This window comes from Pseudomonas sp. B21-021 (assembly GCF_024749205.1).
Classification (GTDB): Bacteria; Pseudomonadota; Gammaproteobacteria; order Pseudomonadales; family Pseudomonadaceae; genus Aquipseudomonas; species Aquipseudomonas paraglycinae.
Window position 1 is genome coordinate 1,585,728 of sequence record NZ_CP087192.1, and the last position, 14,985, is coordinate 1,600,712.

The 14,985-nt window shown below is 59.4% G+C and carries 14 protein-coding genes and 1 pseudogene; 11 read left to right on the forward strand and 4 right to left on the reverse strand.

The genetic code is table 11. The features are described 5' to 3' along the window. Positions 1 to 46: 46 nt before the first annotated feature. Positions 47 to 870, forward strand: a pseudogene (gene ppk2, locus LOY31_RS07070) (polyphosphate kinase 2). A gap of 170 nt (positions 871 to 1,040) precedes the next feature. On the opposite strand, the gene LOY31_RS07075 reads toward ppk2, so the two are convergent. Both LOY31_RS07075 and LOY31_RS07080 read right to left on the reverse strand, forming a co-directional pair. Continuing rightward, a complete protein-coding gene (locus tag LOY31_RS07075) occupies positions 1,041 to 1,802 on the reverse strand; it encodes a hypothetical protein (protein ID WP_085605572.1) in 762 nt (253 codons plus the stop codon). A 241-nt stretch (positions 1,803 to 2,043) separates the two neighbouring features. Continuing rightward, positions 2,044 to 2,235 (reverse strand): DUF1508 domain-containing protein, encoded by a 192-nt coding sequence (locus LOY31_RS07080; RefSeq protein ID WP_007958030.1) that lies wholly within the window; start codon positions 2,233 to 2,235, stop codon positions 2,044 to 2,046. A gap of 278 nt (positions 2,236 to 2,513) precedes the next feature. Between LOY31_RS07080 and LOY31_RS07085 the strand changes: the two genes are divergently transcribed. The 6 genes from LOY31_RS07085 (at position 2,514) to LOY31_RS07110 (ending at position 8,094) form a co-directional block, all read left to right on the forward strand. Then, entirely contained in the window at positions 2,514 to 3,482 is a 969-nt protein-coding gene (locus tag LOY31_RS07085; RefSeq protein WP_258713038.1) for a glycosyltransferase family 2 protein, read from the forward strand. Between the two features lie 3 nt (positions 3,483 to 3,485). Beyond that, the gene (locus tag LOY31_RS07090) at positions 3,486 to 4,196 is read left to right on the forward strand and encodes a bifunctional 2-polyprenyl-6-hydroxyphenol methylase/3-demethylubiquinol 3-O-methyltransferase UbiG (RefSeq protein WP_258713039.1); all 711 of its coding nucleotides are present in this window, start codon (positions 3,486 to 3,488) and stop codon (positions 4,194 to 4,196) included. Further along, entirely contained in the window at positions 4,193 to 4,579 is a 387-nt protein-coding gene (locus LOY31_RS07095) for a GtrA family protein (RefSeq protein WP_258713040.1), read from the forward strand. The genes LOY31_RS07090 and LOY31_RS07095 overlap by 4 nt, the downstream gene beginning before the upstream one ends. Next, positions 4,576 to 6,672: a DUF6311 domain-containing protein gene (locus LOY31_RS07100; RefSeq protein ID WP_258713041.1), complete on the forward strand. Its 2,097-nt coding sequence runs from the start codon at positions 4,576 to 4,578 to the stop codon at positions 6,670 to 6,672. The genes LOY31_RS07095 and LOY31_RS07100 overlap by 4 nt, the downstream gene beginning before the upstream one ends. Before the next feature lie 72 nt (positions 6,673 to 6,744). Continuing rightward, positions 6,745 to 7,671 (forward strand): LysR substrate-binding domain-containing protein, encoded by a 927-nt coding sequence (locus LOY31_RS07105; RefSeq protein ID WP_045121852.1) that lies wholly within the window; start codon positions 6,745 to 6,747, stop codon positions 7,669 to 7,671. A gap of 57 nt (positions 7,672 to 7,728) precedes the next feature. Continuing rightward, positions 7,729 to 8,094 (forward strand): 5-carboxymethyl-2-hydroxymuconate Delta-isomerase, encoded by a 366-nt coding sequence (locus LOY31_RS07110; protein ID WP_258713042.1) that lies wholly within the window; start codon positions 7,729 to 7,731, stop codon positions 8,092 to 8,094. Between the two features lie 3 nt (positions 8,095 to 8,097). Here LOY31_RS07110 and LOY31_RS07115 read toward each other — a convergent pair whose 3' ends face one another. Continuing rightward, the gene (locus LOY31_RS07115) at positions 8,098 to 9,033 is read right to left on the reverse strand and encodes a LysR family transcriptional regulator (protein ID WP_258713043.1); all 936 of its coding nucleotides are present in this window, start codon (positions 9,031 to 9,033) and stop codon (positions 8,098 to 8,100) included. Between the two features lie 209 nt (positions 9,034 to 9,242). After that, entirely contained in the window at positions 9,243 to 10,427 is a 1,185-nt protein-coding gene (locus LOY31_RS07120; RefSeq protein WP_258713044.1) for a cyanate transporter, read from the reverse strand. Between the two features lie 297 nt (positions 10,428 to 10,724). Between LOY31_RS07120 and LOY31_RS07125 the strand changes: the two genes are divergently transcribed. The 4 genes from LOY31_RS07125 (at position 10,725) to LOY31_RS07140 (ending at position 14,967) form a co-directional block, all read left to right on the forward strand. Next, the gene (locus tag LOY31_RS07125) at positions 10,725 to 12,374 is read left to right on the forward strand and encodes a phosphoethanolamine transferase (protein WP_258713045.1); all 1,650 of its coding nucleotides are present in this window, start codon (positions 10,725 to 10,727) and stop codon (positions 12,372 to 12,374) included. Positions 12,375 to 12,504: 130 nt separating this feature from the next. Continuing rightward, entirely contained in the window at positions 12,505 to 13,638 is a 1,134-nt protein-coding gene (gene rnd, locus LOY31_RS07130; RefSeq protein ID WP_007958043.1) for a ribonuclease D, read from the forward strand. Next, positions 13,635 to 13,928 carry a YcgL domain-containing protein gene (locus tag LOY31_RS07135; protein ID WP_007958052.1) on the forward strand — a complete coding sequence of 98 codons (294 nt, stop codon included), beginning with the start codon at positions 13,635 to 13,637 and terminating at the stop codon, positions 13,926 to 13,928. Before rnd ends, LOY31_RS07135 begins: the two co-directional genes overlap by 4 nt. Before the next feature lie 106 nt (positions 13,929 to 14,034). Further along, a complete protein-coding gene (locus tag LOY31_RS07140) occupies positions 14,035 to 14,967 on the forward strand; it encodes a D-2-hydroxyacid dehydrogenase (protein ID WP_085605590.1) in 933 nt (310 codons plus the stop codon). The last annotated feature ends 18 nt before the right edge of the window (positions 14,968 to 14,985 follow it).

Genomic DNA, 14,985 nt, shown 5'->3' on the forward strand with positions numbered 1-14,985 from the left:
CATTGCCAACGAGCCTGGCTGTCGTTCCAACCCGAGAGGTCTGGTCATGGCAAAGGGAAAGAAGAAAGACTCGCCCCGAGAAAAAACTGACGAACATACAAAACTGTCGAACAAGGACTACCTTGCCGAGTTGCGCCGCCTGCATATCGAACTGGTGAAAATGCAGGAATGGGTGAAGGCTGAAGGCATCAAGATTTGCATCATCTTCGAAGGCCGTGACGGTGCGGGCAAGGGTGGCACCATCAAGGCGCTGACCGAGCGGGTCAGCCCGCGAGTCTTTCGCGTCATCGCGTTGCCGGCCCCGACCGATCGCGAGAAGAGCCAGATGTACATGCAGCGCTATCTGCCCCATTTGCCGGCGGCCGGCGAAGTGGTGATCTTCGATCGCAGTTGGTACAACCGGGCCGGCGTCGAGCGGGTGATGGGTTTTTGCACGGACAAACAGGTCGACAAGTTTCTCAAGACCGTGCCGCTTGTGGAGCGCGCAGTCGTCGGTTCGGGAGTGATCCTGCTCAAGTACTGGCTGAATGTCAGCCAGGAAGAACAGACCCGGCGCCTGGAGGCGCGCATTGTCGACGGGCGCAAGATCTGGAAACTGTCGCCGATGGATCTCAAGTCCTACAGTCGCTGGTATGACTACTCCCGGGCACGGGACGACATGATCGAAGCGACCGACACCGATTACGCACCGTGGCTTGTGGCCAACTCGAACGACAAGCGTCGGGCGCGGCTCAATATCATCTCTGACCTGCTCAGTCGCATCCCCTATAAAGAGGTGCCGCGAGAGAAGGTGACATTGCCCAAGCGGCAGAAACCTGGGGGTACAAGGAGTCGGATTATCCGTTCCGGCATATACCTGAGAGATTCTGAGGGGGTACTAGCTCACGCCATTTCCGCTGGCAGTTAAAAGCCTCGTCGTTGAAAAACTACGAGGCTTTTACGTAAATCGGTGCAGGTATCTGGAAAGTTGTTTTAGGCAAAAGAGATAGGGTGGGGGCGAAATCTCGTTTGGTATCGTTTTGGAGCGACGTCAGGCCAGGCTAGCGCATGTCAACTTCACTGAACTTCAGTGTGAGGGATTCATCATTCGAATCATTGAAGACGAGCTTGATAGCAGGTGTTTTGTTCAGCTTGCTATTGCTCTGCTGGAAAATCAGCGTGACCCGAGTAGGGACATTGCGGATTAACTGAAATCTCAGCCAGTAGCGATCTTCCACCTGACCAACCCGAATCGATTCAAACTTTAGTGGGCCTCCTGATTCGTCGAACAGGCGCGTGCTGTCATCAAAGCGGAAGCTGCGGTCCACATTCAAGTTCGTCAAATCGAAGGTGCATGTGGGCAATCTGCCGATATTTTCGCAACCAACAAGCTCAAAACGAACATTGTCCAAAACTTCCATGCGCTTGCCGAGCAGGTTGCTACCTTCGTTCTCTACGATTTTTGCCTGTAGTTTTGCAAACTCGAATGAGGGTTTTGCGTACTCGGTTCCCAAGATGAAGAACCCAAATGACACGCCGGAAATTATGACGAACTGCAAGCAGCCTCTCAGCAGCGGTGTGTAGTTGCGAATTTGCCATCCAATGGAAACTGCACCCAAGAACATGAAGGTGCTGACAAGCAATACCACGTTCTTCCAGCTGATGAAGCTGAACCCGAATACGCTTGGATCTGGCACTACGTAGGTAATCAGTGCCCACATGGCACCTAACAAAACACCGAGCCCGGCCATGCCTCGCGTGATCAGAGATGTGAGCTTCTGGGTACGAGAGAGAGGAACCGGTAAATCCTGATGGGAGAGCAAAGTTACGAACTCCTTGTTTCGTAGCCTGATCATGTGTCCGTGATGGTGAATGTCGGGCCGATTGGAGAAGAATCCCTCGTATCAGGGAATCATGGATTGTGGCAGCTTGCCATTATCCATCTGCAGTGATCCGGGTAAAGCCTGATTCCGCTTGAATTGATCGTAACCGGGATCAACTGATTGCTTTGCGGACGGGCATTTCAATTGAATGCTGCCTATGGGCATAGGCAGCATTTTTACCTCAGATCTCCTTGACCGGGGTCTCTCCCTGTACACCCTTGATCAGCTCGATCACATGCAGACAATCCGCCTTGTTCACATACGATTCGCCGCTGGCGACCGTCTCGTGATTCCCCGCCCTTAATCTCCAGCGCCATTGGCCCTTGCCGGTGCTCGGGGTGCCTTTGGATTGCCTGTAAATCTCGAAATACATTCAGTTCGCTCCATGCGATTTATGTGCGACAACCTGTGTGACGCCTCGACGCAAGCCTAGCGGAGCGCGGATTTTTGGCTATCGGGGATTTGTTTCCAATCGTTCGTGGATGTTTCTGAAAGGCGCGGGCCAGAGCGCAGGAATCGGCCTTTGGATTGGCCGGAACGCCGTCGTTTCACCCTTGCATGACATTTCGGGCTGCTGCTTAATACGGTGCGGCTCATGGCGTCGAACAGCGTTCGGCGACCGACAATCACTATAAAAAAAAGAGCAGTCCATTGACCCATCCGAATGGAACGCAGCACGCGGGCCCGGTGAAGTTGTCGCTGGTGGTTCCCGTGTTCAACGAAGAGGACAGCCTCGACGGTTTTCTCCTGCGCATTCGTCAGGTGTTCGAGGGTGATTCCCGGATCAGCCTCGAACTGGTGTTCGTCAACGACGGCAGTTCCGATACGACGCTGGAACGTCTCCTGAACTGCCAGCAGAGCGACTCACGCATCCGCATCGTTGATCTGAGCCGCAATTTCGGCAAGGAAGCGGCGCTGTCCGCGGGTTTGCAGATCGCCACCGGGCAGATCGTGGTGCCGATCGACGTTGATCTGCAGGACCCGCCCGAGGTCATTCTGCAAATGATCGAGCGCTGGCGCGAAGGTTTTGAAGTGGTGCTTGGCCACCGCATCAGCCGGCGCAGCGACTCCTGGGCCAAGCAGACTTCCGCCAGCTGGTTCTATCGATTGCACAACAGAATTGCCGAACAGTCATTGCCGGAAAACGTCGGCGATTTCCGGCTGATGGATCGCTGCGTGGTCGACGCGCTGCTGACGCTGCCCGAATCCCGACGCTTCATGAAAGGCCTGTTCGCCTGGGTCGGATTTCGCACCACGCAAGTCGAATACGAGCGCCCGGAGCGGGCAGCGGGGCAGACTAAATTCAATGGCTGGCGACTGTGGAATTTTGCGCTGGAAGGCATCACCAGTTTCAGCACCGAGCCGCTGCGGATCTGGACATATCTGGGGGCGATGGTGTCGCTGGTGTCGTTTGCCTTTGCCATGTTCATCGTGGTGCGCACGTTGCTGTACGGTGTCGATCTGCCGGGTTATGCGTCGCTGATGGTGGCCGTGACATTCCTCGGTGGCCTGCAACTGATCGGCATTGGCGTACTCGGTGAATACCTGGGGCGCACTTACATTGAAGCCAAGCGCCGACCGGTCTTTCTGGTACGCCGCGTTTACGATCCCAAGGACTGACCGATGGACCTCAAGGAAACCGACATCCTCGGCGAAAGCATCGGCGAGCATTGGTATTACTGCTCCAAAGCGGCCGCCACCCGGCGCTTGTTGGGTGAAGCGCCGATCAAGCGAATTCTCGATGTCGGTGCCGGTTCAGGTTTCTTTTCCCACCATTTATTGACCCACACGGCGGCGCGCGAAGCGTGGTGCGTGGACATCAGTTACCCGGCCGACTCCAGCGCCACCACCGCCGGAAAACCGGTGCATTACCGTCGTTCCATCGACAGCGTGGACGCGGATCTGGTGTTGCTGATGGATGTGCTGGAACACGTTGATGACGACCTCGGCCTGCTCAAGTCGTACGTCGACAAAGTGCCGTCCGGCAGCCGTTTTTTGATGACCGTGCCGGCGTTCCAGTTCATGTGGAGCGGGCACGATGATTTCCTCGAACACAAACGTCGCTACACCCTGGGGCAATTCGAGGCTCTGGCGGGTAACGCCGGATTGGCGGTAGAGCGGGGCGCCTATTACTTCGGAGCGGTTTTCCCGATTGCGCTGGCATCGCGCCTGATACCCGGCGGCACTCGGGGTTCGGCACCGCGTTCGCAGCTGAAAAAACATCATCCGCTGGTCAATACGCTGCTGAAAACCCTGTGCAGTCTCGAGCTGCCGTTGATGGGCATGAATCGCCTCGCCGGTTTGAGCGTGTTCGTGCTGGCGCGCAAACCGTGACGTCCGCCGAAAAGTCCGCATTGATCCAGCGCGGTCTGCGTTTCGCCGTGACCGGTCTGTTCGTCACCGCGCTGCATGCGCTGGGGGCGGTGCTGTTCATCAACTTCGTCAGCCACCAGCCGCCCCTGGCCAACGGCGTGGCCTTTATCGTCGCGACGGTGGTGTCTTACGTGATCAACACCACCTGGAGTTTTTCAGCCCGACTGCACGGGAAAACCCTGCTGCGTTTCATGCTGGTTTCGGTGGGCGGTTTTCTGTTGGCGATGTTCGTGGCCTGGGCGGCACAGATGGCCGGGCTGCACTATCTCGCCGGAATCGTTGCCGTGGCGCTGACGATTCCGGCATTCACTTTCGTACTGCACAACTTCTGGACATATCGATGACGGATTCACGGGAGCACCCGGCACTTTCCCTGCTGCCATTGTTCTTGGGTGTTCTGGTGTTTTTTCTGGTGGTCGGACCGCAAGCGCTGAACCCGCAGAACATCGCCTGGCTGGAACAGGGCGATCCGGCCACGCATTATCTGGGCTGGGCGTTTTTCCGGCATGGGCCCTGGACATTCCCGCTCGGGCTCAATCCGTCCTACGGCCTGGAACTGGGCAGCGCGATCATTTTTTCCGACTCCAATCCACTGCTCGCGCTGTTGTTCAAGCCGTTCAGTGGCTGGTTGCCGGAGACCTTCCAGTATTTCGGTTTGTGGCTGCTGGCCTGTTGTGTCTTGCAAGCCTGGTTTGGCTGGAGACTGCTGGGGCTGATGACGCCCCATCCCGTGATTCGCCTTCTGGGTGCAGGGTTGCTGGCGTTTTCGCCGGTGATGTTTTTTCGCCTTGTGGGGCACCTTTCCCTGGCGGGCCATTTCCTGATTCTGGCGGCGCTGTACCTGGCGTTGCTGCCGGATCTGCAACGTCGTCGCCTGGCGTGGGGCACGTTGCTGGCGGTGACGGCCTGGGTGCACGCCTACCTGCTGGCCATGGTTGCGCTGATCTGGCTGGCGGACCTGCTGGGCAAGACATTGAGTCGGTCATTGACCCAGGGTCAGGGACTGATCGAGGGCGGCGTTCTTTTCGCGCTGGTGAGCGTGTGTTGCTGGCAGGCCGGTTACTTCAGCATTGCCGATGGCGCGGCATCCGGTGGTTTCGGTTTGTACCGGATGAATCTGCTGTCGCCCGCCGATCCGGCAGGCTGGTCCCGTCTCCTTCCCGGTCTGCCGAAAGAAGAGGGGGATTACGAAGGTTTCAACTACTTTGGCCTGGGTGTTCTGTTGCTGGTGCCGCCGGCTTTTTTTGCCGGGCTGCGAAACCGGCGACTCTTGAAGGATGAATTGCGAGCTCGTCCATGGCTGCTGGTGGCCATGCTCGGTTTATGGCTGTTCGCGCTGTCGAACCGAATAGGCATAGGCACGTTGACGTTCGAGTATCCGCTACCCGACCGAATCATCGCCTTGGCCAGTATTTTTCGCGCCTCGGGTCGGATGTTCTGGCCGGTGTTGTATGCCTGCGTCCTGACCATGATTTTTCTGGTGGTACGCGGTTACCGGCCACGCATCGCCATCGGTCTGCTGGCCGCCGCATTGTTGATCCAGGTGGCCGACACCCGAGATGGCTGGATGGCCACCAGACAGGGAAAAATGCTGGCGCCTTCATCGGTCTGGAGCAGTCCGATGACGGATCCCTTCTGGGCCAGTGCTGCTGCCCGTTATGTCAATGTGCGCAGCCTGATGCCGCAGAATCAGAGCGATCGCTGGCAGATGATCGCCGGTTTCGCAGCGACCCACGGGATGAAAACCGATGCGGTGTATCTGGGACGCATGAGCACTTCGGCGCTGGCGCAAGCACAGCAGAAAGCACGCGCGATGCTCGAGTCGGGGCAGTACGACGCGGACTCTTTGTACCTTCTTGATGACGATGCTCTGGTCGATGCCGCACGGAGCATCAACAGTGAAACCGATCTGCTGACGCGCGTGGACGGGGTGGCGGTGCTGGCGCCGGGCTGGAAACGCTGCGGCGAATGCCTGCAGGTGCCTGATGAAGGGCAACAGATTTTGCTCGCGCCCCTCACTCGCCCAGGGCAAACGCTGACCTTCATTTATCGCAATCGACAACTGGCCAGCGGCTGGTCGAAGCCGGAAAGCTGGGGGACGTGGACAGAAGGGCGACAGGCGAAAATCCAATTGCGGGTGCAGCCGCCGGTGCGTTCGATCGTGATCGACGCGCTGGCTTTCATCTCGCCCGGGCACCCCGGCCAGCGGGTGATCGTCAGCCTGAATGGCCAACAGGTACTGGATACCCGCTTGACGCAGTTTCAAGGCAATCGCCTGGAAATCCCGATCAGCGCCGCGCTCAACCAGCGCCTCGGGAACGATGACCGGCTCGATATCGAATTGCAGCTGCCGGATGCCGTCAGCCCTCGGCAGCTAGGTATCAACGACGATTCGCGGATCATGGGCCTGGGGCTGAAGACGCTGACGGTGCAATGACGCACCGTTTCGATGGACGCCGCCCCCACGGCCTTTCTACACTGCCGCAATCTGGGGATCGGGGGGCAATGGATGAACCGCAATGAACTTCGCAAGGCCGACATCAACCTGATGGTGGTGTTCGAGACCTTGATGCTCGAACGCAACGTGACGCGAGCCGCCGAGAAGCTGTTTCTCGGCCAGCCGACCATCAGCTCGGCGCTCAACCGTTTGCGCACCATGCTTAACGATCCGTTGTTCATCCGCGTCGGCCATCGCATGGAGCCGACCGCCCGCGCCGAAGACATTTATCGCCATCTGAAACCCGCGCTCGACTCGCTGTCGGTGGCGCTCAGCCTGACCCGCGATTTCGATCCCGCCGTCAGCACCATGACCTTTCGCATCGGCCTGTCGGATGACGTCGAATTCGGCCTGCTGCCGCCGCTGTTGCGCGCCCTGCGCCAGGAAGCGCCGAGCGTGGTGTTCGTGGTGCAACACGTCGATTACTGGCGGATTCCCGATCTGCTGGCAGCCGGCGACATCACCGTCGGCATCAGCCAGACCCGCGGCCTGCCGGCCAATGCCAAGCGCAAATTGTTGCGACACATTCAGCCGAGCATCCTGCGCGCCGACAAGTCCGACACGCCGCTGACCCTCGATGAATATTGCGCACGCCCGCACGTGCTGGTTTCCCACACCGCCAATGTCAGTGGCTACGCCGATGAGTGGCTGGCGGACATCGGTCGCACCCGTCAGGTGGTGCTGTCGGTGCCGCAATACAGTTCGTTGCCGGCGCTGCTGGCCGGCACCGACCTGATCGCCAGCCTGCCGGATTACACCGCCGACGCCATGGCCGCTTCCGGGTTCTTGTTCAAGGAGCCGTTTCCGTTCAAGACCCCGACCCTCGACCTGTCGATGGTCTGGCTCAGCCACGTCGACAGTGACCCGGCCGAGCGCTGGTTGCGTTCGCGGCTGGAGCAGTTCATGAGTGAGCGGCCGGTGATGTCGTCGTTGGCGTGAGTCAGGTGTTGCTGTGTTATATGTACGACCTTTCCGCCGAACCACTGGAGCTCCGAGATGCCACACCTGCACCTGGAATACACCGCCAACCTGCCGCAACTGAACGCCGACGTGGCGTTGATCCGGCTCAACAACACGCTGGTTGGTTCCGGTCAGTTCGCGGCGGAGTTCGATATCAAGAGCCGTGCGCTCAAGGTTGACACCTTCAAGGTCGGCACCGCCATGAACGAGCGCGCCTTTGTCGCGGTGAGGCTGGCGCTGCTCAGCGGGCGTTCTCCGGAGATCAAGAAGCAGCTCTCGCAGAGTCTGTTGGCGGTGTTGCAGGATCTGTGCGAATGGCCGGCCGGGGTCGAGGTGCAGTTGAGTGTGGAACTGCTCGACATCGACCGCGAGTCCTACAACAAGACCGCCATCGGCGTGTAAGACTCAGGCCGCCTCAAGCTCCGCGCAGGTCTTGATGACCTGCTCGCGCAGCCAGAGGTTGGCGCTATCCTGATCGAGGTTGTGGCTCCACTGCATGTCGAGGGTGAACCCCGGCAGGCCGTTCGGCGCCTCGCAGTGGTTGAACACGGCGTCGTTGGTCAGCAAACGCTGGATCCGCCGGGGCAGGGTCAGGATGAAATCGGTGCCGGTGATCATCTTCAACGCCGCGCTGTAGCTGTTGGAACGGGCGACGATCTGGCGTTTCTGCGCCTGCCGCGCTAGCCAGCCATCGACCATGTTGGTGGTCGACGTCCACGGTGTCGGGAACACATGCCGGCGTTCGGTGAAAGCTTGCAGACTCAGGCGCGGCTCCAGCGGCGTGGCGCGTTTGTCGAAGACGCAGACCAGGTCATCTTCCAGCAACATCCGTGATTTCAGGTCGGCGTGGCTGCGATGGAAGTGCGGGCCGAAGCAGATCACCAGATCGAGGCTGCCGTCGCGCAATTCTTCGACCGGCACGTCGGTTTCGAACTTGTGCATGTTGACCATCACCGGCAAGTCATCGAAGTCAAAGCGCTTCAACATCCGTGGCAGGATCAGTTGCTCGAAGTATTCCGGGGCGCAGATGTTGAAGGTCACCGGTTGCGCCACCGGATCGAAAGTCGGGGCGCCGGCGTGGCAGAGGTTGATGCTTTCGAGGATTTTCTGCACATGACCGTACATGCTGCTGGCCTTGTAGGTCGGGCGCATGCCGGTGCGGGTGTTGACGAACAAATCGTCTTCGAAGCTGGTGCGCAGTTTTTTCAGGCAGTAACTGACGGTGGACTGGCTGACGAACAGCGCCTCCGACACGTCGGTGACGCTGCTTTGCTCATACACGGCGACAAACACCATGAGATCCTGCATGTCGAGCTTTCTAAGCAAGTTACTGTTCAGCATCCGTTCTGTCTCGCTGTGCTCCTTGCGCCGAATCCGCGCAAACGTGTGCGCATGATCGTAACGGAACGATGGTGCCAGGAGAAAGCCCTGTAGGACTTTTCACGGTCAGTTGTGGGACAGAAAGTTTTAGTAACACGACGTACACAATCAAACCCGGAAAAGGTGGCCAGAAGCCTTTATCCAGACGGGTCGGCCTGCCATTCGCCCGATCAACCCATGTGCCGGGCGTAATATCGTGGGTTGAAGCGCAGCACCATCAGCAGCATGAGCGCCATCACTGCCGTCAGTGACCACCAGGCCCACTCGAAGCTGCCCAGTTGATCGCGAACTGCGCCGGCCATCAGGGGCGATAGTCCGGCAATCAGGTAGCCGATGCCTTGTACGAAGGCTGTGAGCCCGCCGGCACGTTGCGGTTCGTCGAGATGATCGAGGGATACGATCAGGCTCATCGGGAACAGTCCGCCAATGCCTAGTCCGAGCAGGCAGGGCCACAGCAGGCTCAGGTGCTGAGGGCTGAGGATCAGACCCAGAAATCCGGCGATGATCAGGCCGAGCAGGGTGCCGAGCACCAGGCGTCGGTCACGGCTGCGATTGGCGATGGCGGGCACTACCAGCCCGGAAATCACCTCCATGGCGGTCAGAAAACCCAGCATCAGGCCGGCGTTTTGTTCGCTCCAGCCCTTTTCCACGTAGTACGGCGCCAGCCAGGCGAGCACGCAGGTGTAGGACGCAGTGCCGAGACCGAAGAAGATCGCGAGCAGCCAGGCGCGGGAATTCGTGAAGAAGGATTCTTTTCTGATAACAGATCGGGTGACGTCCGGTGACGTAGTTCGGGTTGCCCACCACACAGGAATGGCGAGCAATGCCAAAACTGCCCAGACGGCCAGTCCCGCCCGCCAGTTGCCGGTCTGCATCAGCACCCACGGAGCGAACGAAGCGGCCAGCGCCGCGCCGCCCATGATCGAAGTGACGTAAAGGCCCATGCACAGCGCCACGTTGTCGGGAAACCGCGATTTGATCAGCGCGGGCATCAAGGCCTGGATCAGTGCAATGCCGATCCCGGCCAGCACGGCGCTGGCGATCAATCCGCCCGCCGAATCGAGAAACAGCCGCGACAGCGTCGCCCCGCCAATGATCAACAACGACAGCAGCACCGTGCGCTGTTCACCGAGGCGCTGGCTGACCGCCATGCCGAAAAACATCGCCAGCCCCATCGCCATCACCGGCAGCAGGGTCAGCAACGCTGCGAGACTGAAACTGAGCGCCATATCGCCGCGAATGGCCGAGAGCAAGGGCCCGACCGCCGCCATCGACGGGCGCAGGTTGAGGGCGACCAGGATGATGCCGAGCATCAGCCAGACAGCGGGGCGGGCAGTGGCGCGAACGTTTTCCATCTTCAGACCTTTGAACCAGAGGCGGTCGATTAGGCGGGCAGGCGAGCGGGGCGGCAAATCAGAAAGTCGGGAGCGGTATCGAGAAACTCGATACGGCACCTCGTCGCCCGCGACTGAACCACAGCTGAACCATTCTCAAATACTCCGAAAGTTTCATGGTTATTTCATGGGCCAACTAATCGTTGGCTTCTTTTTCACAAAAAATTGATGGTTGCCTGCTTAAAGTTTGTATTGTCTGAGTCAATGAAATTTTCACAATTGACGACGGCACTTCTTTCAAGGAAATAGCCCCTCGCCATGTTCAAGTTAAAAGCCGTGCGCCCGGAATGGGTGACGTTGTTTGCCAGCGCCTTTCTTTTGATCGGATTCAATTTCGTTCTCTGGCAACACCTGTTCGATATCACCGCTGCGGACGGCAAGGGCATTGCCATGCGCATTGCGTTCGGGGTGATGATCTTCGCGGCGTATAACATTGTGCTGACGTTGCTGGCGTTTCGACCCGTGTTGAAACCCGTGTTGACGTTGTTGTTTATGGTCAGCGCCGGCGTGGCTTATTTCATGAGCCAATACGGTGTAATGATCGATGCCGGCATGTTTAGAAACTTTGCCGAAACCAATGCCACTGAAGTGCGCGATCTGCTGTCTTTGAAGTTGCTGGCTTATATCGTTTTTCTGGGTGTCTTGCCGTCCTGGTTGTTGTGGAAAGTTCCAGTCAACTATCGTCGCTGGCATCGCGAGTTATTAAGTAAAGTTGTGGTAAGTGTCGCGTCGGTCGCGGTCATTGGCGGCGTCGCGCTGGCCAATTATCAAGGGCTGTCGTCGCTGTTTCGCAATCACCACGAAATTCGCCTGATGCTGGTGCCGAGCAACTACATCGGCGCCTCGGCCGGTTATCTGCGTGAGCAGGTGGCTTCAGCGCAGCAACCGTTCGTCACGATCGGCGAAGACGCCCAGCGCAATGCCGCCGTGCAGAACCATCCGCGCAAATCCCTGACGGTGCTGGTGGTGGGGGAAAGTGCCCGGGCGGAAAACTTCGGCATCCTCGGCTATGACCGCGACACCACGCCGAAACTGGACAAGGAAGCCGGCCTGATCGCCTTCACCGATGTGCATTCCTGTGGCACGGAAACCGCCGTGTCGGTGCCGTGCATGTTCTCCAACATGGGCCGCAAGGATTACGACGCCAGCAAGGCGAAGAATGAGGAAGGGCTGCTGGACGTGCTCAAGCGTGCCGGGATCGATGTGATCTGGCGCGACAACCAGTCCGGCTGCAAGGGCACCTGCGATCGCGTCACCTTGCAGGACGTCAGCAATCTGAAAGACCCGGCACTGTGCGCCAACAGCGAATGCCGCGACGAAATCCTGTTGCAAGGCCTGCAAAGCTTCATCGATCACCTGGACAAGGACACCGTGCTGGTCCTGCACCAGATGGGCAGCCACGGCCCGGAATACTTCAAGCGCTATCCCAAGGAATACGAGCGCTTCACCCCGGTGTGTGAAAGCAACGCGCTGAACAATTGCAGCCGTGAAAGCATCGTCAACGGCTACGACAACACGCTGGTGTACACCGACCATGTGCTGTCGAGCCTGATCGATGTGCTGCGCAGCAATCAGGACAAGGTCGATACCGCCATGCTGTACCTGTCCGATCACGGCGAATCCCTGGGCGAGTACAACCTGTTCCTCCACGGCACGCCGTACATGCTGGCGCCGGAGCAGCAGAAACACGTGGCGATGCTGGCGTGGTTCTCCGACAGCTATCAGAAGTCCTACTCGGTCGACACCCATTGCCTGCAAATGAGCCGCGACAAACCGCTGAGCCAAGACAACCTGTTCCACTCGATGCTCGGCCTGCTGGAAGTGCAGAGCAAGGTCTACCAGCCGGATCTGGACATGTTTGCCGGCTGCCGGGGGGCGGTGATCGACGGGGTGCTGGCCAAGGACTGAGCCGGCAGACTCACTCTGTAAGACTATTCTTTCCCTCAGGCAGGAGATTTCATCAAGCTCTTGCCCTGTAAAGGCGCGGAAAGCGCCGGTGGCGATATATACTGCGCGCCATTCTTGAAGGGAGAGCCGTGTGGCCATCGATATTCACTGGATTCGCGACAACGATAGCCTCGCGCAGTTTTGCGCCGAGTGGCAGCAGCTGCCGTTCGTTGCCCTCGACACCGAATTCATGCGGGTCGACACCTTCTACCCGATTGCCGGCCTGTTGCAGGTCGGCGACGGCAAACGCGCCTACCTGATCGACCCGCTGACCATCAACGCCTGGCAACCCTTGGCCGCGTTGCTGGAAAACCCGGCGGTGCTCAAAGTCCTGCACGCCTGCAGCGAAGACCTCGAAGTCCTGCTGCGCCTGACCGGCAGCCTGCCGGCGCCGCTGTTCGACACCCAACTGGCCGCTGCCTACCTGAACCTCGGGTTCTCGATGGGCTATTCGCGTTTGGTGCAGGAAGTGCTCGGCATCGAATTGCCGAAGGGCGAAACCCGTTCCGACTGGTTGCAGCGTCCGTTGTCCGACACGCAAATCAGCTATGCCGCCGAAGACGCCGTGCATCTGGCGGAGGTTTTCGTACAACTGCGTCCGAAACTGTCTGACGACAAATTCGCCTGGGTACTGGAGGATGGCGCCGAACTGGTCGCCAACCTGCGCCGCGAGACCGATCCGTACGAGGTGTATCGCGAGGCCAAACTGGCGTGGAAACTGTCCCGCGCCCAACTGGCCGTGCTGCGTGAGCTGTGCGCCTGGCGTGAACGCGAGGCCCGCGCCCGCGACCTGCCGCGCAACCGCATCGTGCGTGAGCACTCGCTGTGGCCGCTGGCCCGGACCCAACCGGACAACCTGAGCGCGCTGGGCAAGATCGAAGACATGCACCCGCGTACCGTGCGTCAGGACGGCGAGTTTCTGCTTGATCTGATCAAGCGCTCTGGCAGTGTGGGGCCTGATCAATGGCCGCCAGCCGTGCCGGAGCCGTTGCCGATCGAAGCCGCTGCGCTGATCAAACAGCTGCGGGCGCTCGGTCAGGCCGAAGCTGAACGTCTGGGCATCGCGCCGGAACTGATGCTGCGCAAGAAAACCCTCGAAGCGCTGGTCAAAAGCGGCTTCCCCGAGGGCCCTTACCAATTGCCTGATTCGCTGCGTGGCTGGCGCCGCGAATTGATGGGCCAGAAGCTGCTCGACAGCCTGGCCACCGCCGGAGAACAGCCTTGAAACGTATTTGTTCCATTTATCAAAGTTCGAAGAAAAGCGGCATGTACCTTTACGTGCTCAAGAGCGATGCGCTGGAGCGCGTGCCGGAAGGTCTGATGGCGGCGTTCGGCAAGGCCAAGCATTCCTTCGATCTGGTGCTGACCCCCGAGCGCAAGCTGGCCAGCGAAGACATCGCCGTGGTCCTGGAAAACCTCGAAAAGCAGGGCTATCACCTGCAAATGCCACCGGCCGAGGAAGAGTACATCGAGCACTTGCCCGAAGAGTTGCTGCGACGCAACGACCCGGTCTGATCCGCGAGGCCCTGTCCTGGGCCTCTTGTAACCCCTGGAACGGTTTTTACGGCGACGGCTGCCACGAAGTGGACGGCCGCCTGCACGGTTTGCGAAAGGTTTGAAGATGCGCGTTCTGATTGCTGAACACGACCACGCGATATACGCCCGACTGCTGCGTCAGGCGGCTCCGGAGCTTGAAGTGCTGACCAGCGGCGACTCCGCCGAACTGGCGCGCCAGGCCGTCGATTGCCCGGTGTGGCTGGGCCAGCCGGATCTGCTGGCGACCCTGTTGCGTCAGGGCCATCAGCCACAATGGCTGCAATCGACCTGGGCCGGGATCACGCCGCTACTGGCCGACGGCCTGCGCCGGGATTACCGCCTGACTCGGGCGGTCGGCATTTTCGGCCAAGTCATGGCCGAGTACGTGCTGACTTACATGCTCGGCCACGAGCGTGAAGTGCTGGCGCGGCTGGTCAGCCAGGTCGAGCGCAAGTGGGACAACCGCACCGGTCAGAGTCTGGTCGGGCGCAAGGTGCTGATCGTCGGCACCGGTGACATTGGCCAAAGCGTGGCGCAGTTCCTGCTGCCGTTCGGTGTCGAGTTGTACGGCATCGCCAGCAGCGCCCGCGAGCAAGCGCCGTTTGTCGAAGTCGGTTCGATGGCGGATCTGCCACGGCTGGTGGGCGAGGTGGATTATGTGGTCAATCTGCTGCCCAACACCGAGCACACCCACGATATCTACGACGCTGCGCTGTTCAAGCAATTCAAGCCGACCGGTTTGTTCATCAACGCCGGACGCGGTGTGGCGGTGGTCGATGCTGATCTGGTCGAAGCGTTGAAGGAAGGCCATCTGGCGGGCGCGGTGATCGACGTTTGCCGTCAGGAACCGCTGCCGCAACGGCATCCGTTCTGGACCGCATGGGGCTTGCTGCTGACCGGGCACAGCTCGGCGCCGACCTCGCCGCCGATGATGGTGCAGTTGTTTCTGGATAACTTGCGGGCGTATCAGGCGGGTGAAGCGTTGCGCGGGGAAGTGGATTTCGCACGCGGTTACTGACTATAGAGATCGTTCCCA